The sequence below is a fragment of the Peribacillus asahii genome, assembly GCF_003570725.1.
Lineage (GTDB): Bacteria > Bacillota > Bacilli > Bacillales > DSM-1321 > Peribacillus > Peribacillus asahii.
Map to the genome: position 1 here is coordinate 45,457 of NZ_QWVS01000003.1, position 11,393 is coordinate 56,849.

Below are 11,393 nucleotides of genomic sequence, written 5' to 3' on the forward strand. Positions count from 1 at the left end.
TATTTTTCTTAATTTACAACAAACATAACTGTTTATGAAAAAGGTTTAAATTACCATCGAGAAAAACCCCCACAAAATCCTATCTTTAGGTAGAATAATATTTCGGGGGTCAAAACTCTTAGAGGGGTGACTATATTGTTTAAAAACACAGAAATTGGCATTGATTTAGGAACAGCCAACACATTAGTTTATAGTAAAAATAAAGGGATTATCTTTAATGAACCATCTGTTGTGGCTATTGATTTAAATACAAATCAAGTGTTAGCCGTTGGGCTGGATGCAAAAGAAATGATCGGAAAAACTCCAGACCATATTAAAACAGTCCGTCCATTGAAAGATGGGGTCATTGCAGATTTTGATATTACTGCACAGATGCTTAAACATATTATGAAAAAAGCTACAAATTCTGTAAAAGTAGCTATGCGTAAGCCTAACGTTGTCGTGTGTACACCGTTCGGTGCAACAACGGTTGAAAAAAAGGCTATTCAAGATGCAGTAAGCAGCTGCGGAGCTAAGCGTGTTCATCTTATTGAAGAACCAGTAGCCGCGGCCATCGGAGCGGATTTACCGGTAGAAGAACCAACTGCTAATGTCATTGTAGATATTGGAGGGGGCACAACGGAAGTAGCCATTATTTCATATGGCGGCATTGTTTCTTGTCACTCTATTCGAATTGGCGGTGATCAATTAGACGAAGATATTATACAATACGTACGTAAAACCTATAATTTGTTAATTGGTGAACAAACAGCTGAACAAATAAAAATGGAAATCGGCTATGCACCAATTGAACATTCACCTGTCTCTTTGGATGTTCGCGGGCGTGACCTTGTCACAGGTCTTCCAAAAACGATGACCATTCAGTCTGAAGAAATTCAAGAAGCCATGACAGAATCCTTACTACGTATTTTAGAATCTATTCGTGCGACATTAGAAGAATCACCACCTGAGTTAAGTGGAGATATCGTCGACCAAGGTGTCATACTGACTGGTGGAGGCTCTCTCCTTAACGGGTTGCAAGAATGGTTGTCCCAAAGAATTATCGTCCCTGTTCACCTTACTGATCAGCCGCTTGAGGCTGTTGCCATTGGTACAGGCCGCTCTCTTGATGTTATTAATCAATTGCAAAAAAAGATTAACTAATGAAAGGCTGCCCATAACGGTTTGGGCAGCCTTTTATATTGACCTTACCCTTTCCTTCCTTTAAGGTTAAATTTAACACTTCTACTGCCTTGCACATTTTCTAATGCAGGAGGGATCTTATAATGACATGGTTCACTTTTGGAAGACAGCTTACCCAAAAACTCAAGGTTGATCGTGTAACCGGACTTGCTGCTGAACAAGCCTATTATTATTTACTATCTCTCTTTCCGATGCTTATTTTATTACTTTCTATTTTGCCTTATTTATCTATCAATCCCCAAGCTGCTTTAATATTTCTGCATGATTTTGTTCCTTCAGAAACGAACCAGCTCATTGAAGAAACGATTATTACGATTTTAAGTGAACGTAATGGCGGTCTACTAACAATCGGTATTATCGGCACTATCTGGTCTGCTTCAAATGGGATGAATGCTTTTATTCATTCGATGAATATTGCTTTTGAGGTACAAGAAACAAGGAGTTTTATCACGACTCGTTTGCTGTCTATTGTTTTAACATTTGGACTCATATTAGCTTTCATTGTATCCCTTGCTTTGCCTGTGTTTGGTCAGATTCTTCTTGATTTCATCAATCAATTATTTCCTATTTCAGATTATGGTCAAAGACTTTTCCATCTGTTACGCTGGGTTATTGCCGTCGTTGTAATCTCGATTGTACTAGCTTTTTTATATCAAATTGCTCCAAGCAAGCCTCTTCCATTGCAGCATGTTTGGATTGGAGCCGTTACAGCCGCACTTCTTTGGCTGCTCATTTCATTTGGCTTTTCCTTTTATATAAACAATTTTGGAAACTACTCTGCTACATACGGAAGTTTAGGCGGAGTCATCGTCTTAATGCTTTGGTTATTTTTAACCGGATTAGCGCTCATTATCGGTGGAGAAATCAACGCTGTTTTACAACGGAATCATACAGCACCACGTTCTAAAACAACGAGGCATTTCTTTTTCTAAGAAGGCTATGTTAATGAATGGTGTTGATTTATAAGGATTTTCATACCCCTTTCAGCCCTGCTGAAAGAGTGATTATCCTTCCAAGAAACGCAGGAGAAAGAGGATGCCCTGCAGACATCCTCCTTCCCCTTACACTTATGCTTTTTTTATGTATTCCTCATAGGGCTCATCATAAGCGAGCCAAGCACCGAATCTGCGTTTAATATACCTTTCAGCTTCTTGAAAAGTGGTAAACGTTTGACTTTGTTGTTTATGATTGATTTCTAAGCCCCACTCATTCTGTTCATTCGGTTTAAGAAAAAGGAGTTGTTTATCCTTTGTCGTATATAAGGAACCTGTTTCAGACTCTTTTAAATTGATTTGATTATTGTGTGCATCACGTTTAATCGGCTCTGAATAAAACGTTTGCTCAATAAATTGTTTAAAAGCTTGTTCTGTTAAATTGCAGCCTGCAGCTTTTTGATGGCCGCCTCCTTCATATTTACCTGCTACTGAAGAGACATCAATATCATCATGAATGGTACGCAGACTTAATCGTTTACTTCCGACCATTGCAATCGCAATATAATCCAAGTGATTATATTCTTTCGATAACTCATTTCCTAATTCGGAATGATAGGATTCAGCATGAACAACACCTGCCACATGAGGTCCAACCGCTACTTGATATACTTCACGTTTCTTTCTCTTTATGTATCGATCGACTCGACTTTCTTCTACTTTTAATAAAGTTTCCTCTACTTCATCAAAATCAAAAGAATCAGCATTAGCTAGCTTATTCGTAATTTTTTCCTCAAACTCTTCGATAGAAAACATAAAAAAAAGATCATTTAGCCGTTTCGCTGTGAGATTCTGATTAGCTTCCCACTCCCATGTGTCATATTGACGAACTAATTCAACAAACTCCTCTACGTTTTGTGAACGAGTAAGCCAACTTTGTTGAACTGCGTATTCATAGAACAGAGAAGTAGCGGATGTTAACTTTCCATCTTCCCGTTCAACTGTCACATTCGCCCAAGGATGTGCATTTAAATGTAGAGCTGTTTTATGATGATCAATTAATGTAGCGCTACCACCATTGGCGACAAACTGTGAGATTCTTTGTTCATTCTCTTCATTGACAGAAAGATCGGTTACTAGCAACCTTTGTTCTTTATCTGCTTGCTCTAAAAATGCTTCAACTTGGTAATTCAATCGACCAATTGAATTATAACTCACCTGCACATCTTCCCCAAAGGCAAGCTTAGCAACAATACCACAGCCGACACCATCTAAATCATTATGTGTAAAGAGATGGTACACATAAACCCCTCCTCAAAATCCATATATATTACTTTTCCCCGAAAGAAAGGAATTATTGCTTCATTACGTATGTATTTTAACATGTTATTAGATTGCTGTAATACTTTGAACGACGGCACTTTCATTAAATCAAACTAATTCATGCCAAATAAAAGAGGCTGTCCCCAGTTTATGGAACAGCCTCTCCTAACTCTATATTATCCGATTAATTTACCTAAGTTAGCCATTTCAATAGCCGAAATAGCAGAATCATATCCTTTGTTTCCTGCTTTCGTACCAGCACGCTCGATAGCTTGTTCAATATTTTCCGTTGTAACTACGCCAAAAATAACAGGAACCCCTGTATCTAACGTCACTCGAGCCATTCCTTTTGCTGATTCATTACATACATAATCGTAATGAGTTGTTGCACCGCGAATTACCGTTCCAAGTCCGATAATCGCATCGTATTTTCCTGTTTCAACAAGCTTCTTCGCAATTAAAGGAATTTCAAAAGCTCCCGGTACCCAAGCTACGTCGATGTCTGCTTCATCCACACCATGTCGTTTTAAACCATCAAGTGCTCCATCTAATAACTTATTTACAATAAATTCATTGAATCTTCCAACTACTATACCAATTTTCAATCCTGTTCCAATTAACTGTGCTTCAAAATGTTGTCCCATTTTCGTTCCCCCTAATATTATAAGTAGTATTTAGTTTGCTTCAGCTGTCACACGTGAAGCTTGTTGCTTGCGATAGAGAATTAAATCTGCAATCGTGATAAACTTTAGTTGAAATTCTTCTGCAACTTTGACTAGGTCGGGCACTCGTGCCATCGTACCGTCCTCTTTCATAATTTCACAAATTACTCCGGCTGGAGCTGCTCCACATAATTTAGCTAAATCGACCGCAGCTTCTGTGTGGCCTGCTCTTTGCAGTACACCGCCTACCTTTGCTACAATTGGAAAAGTATGACCAGGGCGTTTAAAATCCTCAGCTACAGCCTCGTCATCTAGAAGAGCACTTACTGTAATCGAACGATCAAAAGCACTAATGCCAGTTGAATTACTTCTATGATCAACACTTACTGTAAAGGCCGTGCCATGTGGATCGGTATTTACCTCAACCATCGGATGTAAATTTAACTTCTGTGCACGCTCTTCAGTAATCGCTGTGCAAACAAGACCTCGTCCATATGTAGCCATGAAATTAATCGCTTCTGGAGTTGCCTTTTCCGCTAGAACAATAAAATCCCCTTCGTTTTCACGATTTTCATCATCTACAACAATAATCGGTTTTCCTGCTTTTAAATCCACTAATGCTTCTTCAATCGTATTAAACACTCTACTCACCTCTTAGTAAAATCCATTTTCAGCTAAAAAACTTTTTGTTAATGTTTGATTTGATTTATTTGTCTGTAGGTGTTGCACGATATATTTACCAATCATATCATTTTCAATATTAACAATATCCCCTACACTTTTCCCACCGATAATCGTGTCTTGAAATGTTAACGGAATCAGTGACACTGTTAATAGGTTGCCCTGAATATCAAAAATAGTTAAGCTTGTTCCATCAATGGCTACGGAACCTCTTGGGATACAATATCGACTCAAGCCTTCTTGAAGCTCAATTGTGAAGTACACGGCATTTTCTTTCGGTTGTTTTTTAATAATCGTCCCTGTCCCATCAATATGCCCTGAAACAAAATGACCGCCAAATCTTCCTTGAGCACTCATTGCTCTTTCTAAATTGACAGGAGAACCAGGTTTTAATAACTGAATAGACGATGCTTTCACCGTTTCTGGCATTACATCAACGGTAAATGTATTGGTTGTAAAGGAAGTAACGGTTAAACAAACACCATTTACCGCAATACTATCTCCAAGATGAACGTCTTCCAAGATTTTCTCTGAAGAAATCGTCAGTTCCATGCTCTGCTTGCCTTTTTTTAACGATTTAACAACACCGATGTCTTCAATAATTCCAGTAAACATGCATTCACCTCTTTTGCTGAAAAATAAAAAACCCTATAGATATACCTACAGGGTTTTTGGGAGTATATGGTGAAAAAATGTATACTTAAATAAGCCTTTAATTTAAGTTTTCAAAATTTAAAGGGCACACTTATACATTTAAAAAATTCCACACGTCCTTCTCCCATCCAGACTTTACTGTCGGCTTTGGAATCTCACCAAATCCTGCCTTAAAAAGGCTCGCGGGCTTAGAATTGCTTCATCACCGCCGGTTGGGATTTACACCCGACCCCGAAGGACAAACTATTTATGACTTACAGTTAGTTTATCACGATAAAGTTATATTGTAAATTACTTACTCTTAATCTCATAACTGCTACAAGCGGAAGAAGAATAAATTCGCCTTCCGCTTGTACGGTTCACTTATTTTGCCTCTACAATCTGTCCAGCATAAAACTCTTTTTTTTGTAGAGAAATCTCCAACTCACGAGCCATTTTCTTTAATTCACGCTCTTCTCGTTCTGTAACGATTGACATCACTGTTCCATCTGCACCCGCGCGGCCTGTTCGACCAGAACGATGTACATACTGATCTATGCTATTTGCTAAATCAACATGAATGACCGTCGTTAATCCTTTAATATCTAAACCCCGAGCCGCTACATCTGTTGCTAAAAGCAGTGGATGTTTTCCTGATTTTAATTTACGTAAAGCTTTTTCACGATCTACTTTGTTAGATTCTCCATGAAGTAGTCCTACTTCAATCTCTTTATATTTTAGCTTTTCTCCAATAACATTGAGCTCTCCAATATCATTAATAAAGGCTAGCCCTTTCATACCCTCTAAGCGAGAAATTTTCTCTAAAATTTTGAACTTATCACGTTTTTCTACAACGAAGTACATGTGATCTACTTTCGATTGCATTTTCTCACTTTTATCGACTTTAATCGTAACAGGCTCATTCATAAAGGCACGCGCTGCTTGTTCTGTTTCTTGCGGTAATGTTGCTGAAAACATCATTACTTGGCGATCTTTTAACGTTGTCTTCACAATATTACGAATCGTTGTAAGATGCTCTGGAACAAGCAATTGATCTCCTTCGTCTAACACAATCGTTTTCACTTCATGCATTTTTAATTTCTTTTGAGTAATAAGTTCCTGTATACGTCCTGGTGTTCCAGCAATAATTTGAGGACGTTTTTTTAGTTTTTCTAATTGACGCTTCACATTTGCGCCTCCAATAAATGCCGCACCATTAATGCCGCTGCCTTGTGACCAAATACGAACTTCTTCATTAATCTGCATCACAAGCTCACGAGAGGAAGCAAGAATAAGAGCTTGTGGAGATGATTGATCAGGGTCTATTTTCTCAAGTAACGGAAGTAAATAAGCAAGTGTCTTTCCTGTTCCCGTTGGTGATTCAGCGATAACATCTTTTCCTTCCATAATTTGCGGAATAGCTTTCAGTTGAATGGGAGTTGCTTGGGCAAAGCCCGATTTATTCCAAGCTTGCTGGATAAATGGTTTCATCTTTTCAAGTAATGCAGGTGTATTGCTCATTTTTTTCTCCTTTTATCTAAAAAAATCAATTACCTAGTTTATAGTACCACTTGTTCCTTTGCTAGTGGAATCCGAATCGTTACTAACGTTCCCTTGTTTTTTTCACTTTTAAAGAAAATCTCTCCATTGTGCCTATGAATAATCTTTTGACATACCGCCAGCCCAATACCTGTACCTTTTTCTTTTGTTGAATAAAAAAGCTGACCAATCCGTTTCAATCGTTCAGGCTCCATCCCAACCCCATTATCCTGAACCGTTAAAACAGCTGTATCTCCTTCTATTCTTAGTACAACGTTAATCTTTCCATGTTCTGTAATTGCTTCAATGCTATTTTTAATAATATTAATCAATACCTGCTTCATCTGTGATTCATCAGCCATGATAAGAACAGGCCGTGGAACTTCTTCATAGCACAACTCCACATTATCGAGATTTGTTTGTGCTGTCATCAGTGTAAATACTTGTTGAATACTTTCTCTTACATCAATTTTTTTATAAGTGACTTCTTGTGTTTTCCCTAAAATCAATAGTTCACTTGAAATGGTATTAATACGTTCGACCTCTTGCAAAATAATATCTAAATGCTCGTCATTCAACTCTCTCGTATATTGCATTAACTGAATAAAGCCTTTTAAGGAGGTAAGCGGGTTACGGATTTCATGAGCAACCGCTGCAGCTAAATGACCTATTACAGATGTTCTTTCTGACATAATCAATAACTCTTCTTCTCTGCGAAGATTCGTAATATCTCTGACAATTGCATAAACGCCAATCATATCTCCTTGGATAATAATAGGGACAAACGAACAACGCGTAAATTTAATCTCACCCTTTGCATCTCGAATCGCTGTTTCAAAATCCAAAGCCTCTTTATTAATTGCTCTTCTATAACAACGAATCACTTTACCAAGGTCCTCACTATTGATGAGCATACTAGCTGAATATTTATTTAATCCCTCTAAATCATATCCAAATAAAGCCTTTGCTTGTGGGTTGATTGAGATAAATTCCCCTTTAAGATTCAACTCTAGAACAGCATCAATATTATACATAAACAAAGATTGGTATTGCTCGTCTCTTACCTGTAGTTCCTTTTGTGAATTCAATAATTTTTGTGTCCAATACACTATCGTGCTGTATAAAACAGCTCCAGTTATTATGATATATACCCAACCTTTTGAATTTTGAAAAGTAATAAATAATTGATAATTATTCTGAGCAAGCTTTATTGAAATATAATCAGTAACAACAAGCCATAAAATACCTAAAATTATATATATAGCAGAAACTTTTAATGCAATTTTCCGTGAGTGCTCCATATATCCCCCTATATATATTAATACACCTATTATCTCCTGTTCTCCAACCTATATATTCACTGACGGCCTGTGATATATGCGCATATAAAAAAGACCTTCAACGATGGAAGGCCTTTTCATAAAGAACACTAACAAAAAGTGATTAGATAACCAATAGATACTACTTGTTATAGTAATTTGTCCACTGCTTGATCAAAATCTTCTTTCATTTCTTTCGAAGGTTCGGCTGATAATAAACTGAAGATAACTACCGCAATCATCCCAACAATAAAACCTGGAATAATTTCGTATACTTCGGCAAATCGATCAATTTGATCCCAAGCAATAACCGTAACGGTACCTGCAATCATTCCCGCAAGCGCACCCCATTTTGTCATTCGCTTCCAATATAGGCTAAGTAAAATAACCGGACCAAACGCAGCACCGAATCCTGCCCATGCATATCCAACAAGATTTAAAATCGTATCACTTGGATTGAACGCAAGCACTAAAGCAATAATAGCAATCGCTAATACCCCAAGTCGCCCAACAAGAACTAATTCTTTCTCTGATGCATTCGGACGAATAAATTGCTTATAGAAATCATCCGTCAAAGCACTTGCCGATACAAGAAGCTGAGATGCAATCGTACTCATCACCGCAGCTAAAATAGCCGCTAAGAGGAACCCAGTAATAAGTGCTGGAAACAACTCTTTAGAAAGAACAATAAAAACGGTTTCCGCATTTTTTTCACCAAGCGGATTACCACTTAAACTAAAATAGGCAATCCCTACTAGACCCGTAAACATCGCCCCTACAGTAGAAAAAATCATCCAGCTCATACCAATTCGACGAGCTGTCTTCATTTCTTTAACTGAAGAAATTGCCATAAAACGAACAATAATATGCGGTTGCCCAAAATAGCCAAGTCCCCACGCCAACAAAGAAACAATCCCTATAACAGAAGTTCCTTGAAAAACATGTAAAAGGTTCGGATCAATCGAACGAATCTCACCAAATGTTTCAGATGTGCCACCGATATTCACAATCGTCACAGCCGGTACTAAAATTAAAGCAATAAACATGATTGTTCCTTGAACAAAGTCTGTCCAACTTACAGCCAAGAAACCTCCAAATAATGTATAAAGAATAACAACACCCGCTGTTAACCAAATTCCCCATCGATAATCCATGTTAAATGCAACACGGAACAGCTCTCCGCCCGCTACCATTCCCGAAGAAGTATAGAAGGTAAAGAAAATTAAAATAACAAACGCTGACGTTACCTTTAGTATACGTGAATCATCACGAAAACGGTTGCCCAAGAAATCTGGAATCGTAATTGAATTGTTTGCGACCTCCGTGTATGTTCGTAACCTTGGAGCTACATATACCCAGTTTAAATAAGCTCCCATACATAACCCTACTACAATCCATCCGGCACTAATTCCGCTCAGGTACATTGCACCAGGTAAGCCCATCAATAGCCAACCACTCATATCAGAAGCTCCGGCACTTAATGCCGTTACAGCTGGACCTAGATTTCTTCCCCCCAGCATATAATCTGTTAAGTTTGCCGTCTTTTTATAAGCATAAAAGCCGATTAAAAGCATGGCGGCCATATAAATCACAATTGATATTATTACTCCATAATCCAAAATAGCTCCTCCCTCGATCTGCCACAAACACTTTTGTACAATAAAGACTTTTCCATTAAATAAGCTTATCAGAAATAAAATCAAATGTTAAGAAATTTCTTAAAGCATCCAGTTATTTCATTTCTCATAATCAGTGGCACATGAGGGAGGACCTTGAACTACCTAGTCTTTACTCTGAAGGACCTGTTCAACCGCCGCTACGGCTTTATCTAACCGTCCAATTAACTCGGCTATTTCTTGCTTTGTAATAATCAATGGAGGGGCAAAGACAACAGTATCCTGGTCAAACGTTACAGCACGACAAATAAGCCCTTGTTTCATAGCTTCTGCAACAATAAGCGGGGCCACCGGTGTCTGAAATCTTTCTCCTGTTTGTCGATTCTTAACTATTTGAATAGCACCGATTAGTCCAAGTGCCCGCACATGCCCAATGATGTTTCGTTTGCTTTGAATTTCTTGAAAACCACTTAGTAAATCTACTCCCCGAAGCTTGGCATTTTCCACTAGTTTTTCTGTTTCAATGATTTCAATATTTTTCAAAGCAACAGCGCAAGCCATCGGATGGCCGCTATACGTATAACCATGAAAAAGTGTCTCCCGCGAAAGTGAAATCAACTCTTGATGCAATGTTTCTGACAGCACAACGCCGCCTAATTGCGCATAGCCGCTTGTCACTCCTTTAGCAAAACACATCATATCTGGTATTACCCCATCATGCTCAATACCGAAAAATGTACCTGTTCGACCAAATCCGGTAATCACTTCATCCGTAATCAATAAAATACCATACTGATCACAAATCCTCCTCACTTCCTGCATATACCCTGGAGGGGCAAAATTCACTCCCCCTGCTCCTTGAATCGGCTCAGTAATAAAAGCTGCAAGCGTCTCCGCACCTTCCTGTTCAATCACATTACGTAACTCCTCAATTGAAGAGCCGTCTACATAATAAAAATCAGGTGCAAGTGAATTCGTAAAATCACGAAATGGCTTCAACCCAGTCGCACTAGTCGCGCCCATCGCTACACCATGATACGACTTCGTTCGAGAAATGATTTTTTGACGATTTGGCTTTCCTTTTAATAACCAATAATGACGAGCCAACTTAAAAGCTGTATCATTCGCCTCAGAACCTCCCGAGGTAAAGAAAACGGCATTTAACTCCCTTGGGGCAAGCGAGGCGATCTTCGTTGCTAATCGAATCGCTGGTTCATGACTAAAGGTAGAAAAACACGAACTAAATGCAAGCTTCTCCATTTGCTCCTTTGCGGCTTCTGCTAACTCTTTTCTACCATGCCCTACATTAACATTCCAAAGTGAGCTCATTCCATCTATATAAGAATGCCCCTGTATATCTTTTAAATAAATTCCCTTTCCCTCTGTAAAAATCGCACTTGGGCCATTGGCTTGCTGCTGGGCAATAGAAGACGTCGGATGAATAAAATGCTTTTTATCTAGATGAATTAATTCTTGTATATTATTTTTTTTACTCAATAAGAAACA

Annotated in this window: 9 protein-coding genes, 1 pseudogene and 1 riboswitch; of the genes and pseudogenes, 2 read left to right on the forward strand and 8 right to left on the reverse strand. The window is 38.3% G+C overall.

The window, feature by feature from the left end:
* The first annotated feature begins 135 nt into the window (after positions 1-135).
* Entirely contained in the window at positions 136-1,143 is a 1,008-nt protein-coding gene (gene mreBH, locus D1953_RS03000; protein WP_119115685.1) for a rod-share determining protein MreBH, read from the forward strand.
* 122 nt (positions 1,144-1,265) lie between these two features.
* Positions 1,266-2,114 (forward strand): YihY/virulence factor BrkB family protein, encoded by an 849-nt coding sequence (locus D1953_RS03005; protein ID WP_119115686.1) that lies wholly within the window; start codon positions 1,266-1,268, stop codon positions 2,112-2,114.
* A gap of 135 nt (positions 2,115-2,249) precedes the next feature.
* Here D1953_RS03005 and D1953_RS03010 read toward each other — a convergent pair whose 3' ends face one another.
* From D1953_RS03010 to D1953_RS03045, 8 genes and pseudogenes are all read right to left on the reverse strand, one after another.
* A complete protein-coding gene (locus D1953_RS03010; protein ID WP_119115687.1) occupies positions 2,250-3,416 on the reverse strand; it encodes a DHH family phosphoesterase in 1,167 nt (388 codons plus the stop codon).
* Between the two features lie 197 nt (positions 3,417-3,613).
* Positions 3,614-4,081 carry a 6,7-dimethyl-8-ribityllumazine synthase gene (ribH, locus tag D1953_RS03015; protein ID WP_119115688.1) on the reverse strand — a complete coding sequence of 156 codons (468 nt, stop codon included), beginning with the start codon at positions 4,079-4,081 and terminating at the stop codon, positions 3,614-3,616.
* 33 nt (positions 4,082-4,114) lie between these two features.
* Positions 4,115-4,741: pseudogene (ribB, locus tag D1953_RS03020) on the reverse strand (3,4-dihydroxy-2-butanone-4-phosphate synthase); the annotation flags it as partial.
* Between the two features lie 12 nt (positions 4,742-4,753).
* The gene (ribE, locus tag D1953_RS03025; RefSeq protein WP_119115690.1) at positions 4,754-5,395 is read right to left on the reverse strand and encodes a riboflavin synthase; all 642 of its coding nucleotides are present in this window, start codon (positions 5,393-5,395) and stop codon (positions 4,754-4,756) included.
* A gap of 151 nt (positions 5,396-5,546) precedes the next feature.
* A riboswitch (FMN riboswitch) is annotated at positions 5,547-5,677 on the reverse strand.
* Between the two features lie 120 nt (positions 5,678-5,797).
* Positions 5,798-6,934, reverse strand: a complete 1,137-nt coding sequence (locus tag D1953_RS03030; protein ID WP_119115691.1) for a DEAD/DEAH box helicase — start codon at positions 6,932-6,934, stop codon at positions 5,798-5,800.
* A 38-nt stretch (positions 6,935-6,972) separates the two neighbouring features.
* Positions 6,973-8,253, reverse strand: coding sequence for an ATP-binding protein (locus D1953_RS03035; RefSeq protein ID WP_119115692.1), 1,281 nt, complete (start codon positions 8,251-8,253; stop codon positions 6,973-6,975).
* A 167-nt stretch (positions 8,254-8,420) separates the two neighbouring features.
* Positions 8,421-9,890, reverse strand: a complete 1,470-nt coding sequence (gene putP / locus D1953_RS03040) for a sodium/proline symporter PutP (protein WP_119115693.1) — start codon at positions 9,888-9,890, stop codon at positions 8,421-8,423.
* A 162-nt stretch (positions 9,891-10,052) separates the two neighbouring features.
* A complete protein-coding gene (locus D1953_RS03045; RefSeq protein WP_119115694.1) occupies positions 10,053-11,384 on the reverse strand; it encodes an aminotransferase family protein in 1,332 nt (443 codons plus the stop codon).
* Between the last annotated feature and the right edge of the window lie 9 nt (positions 11,385-11,393).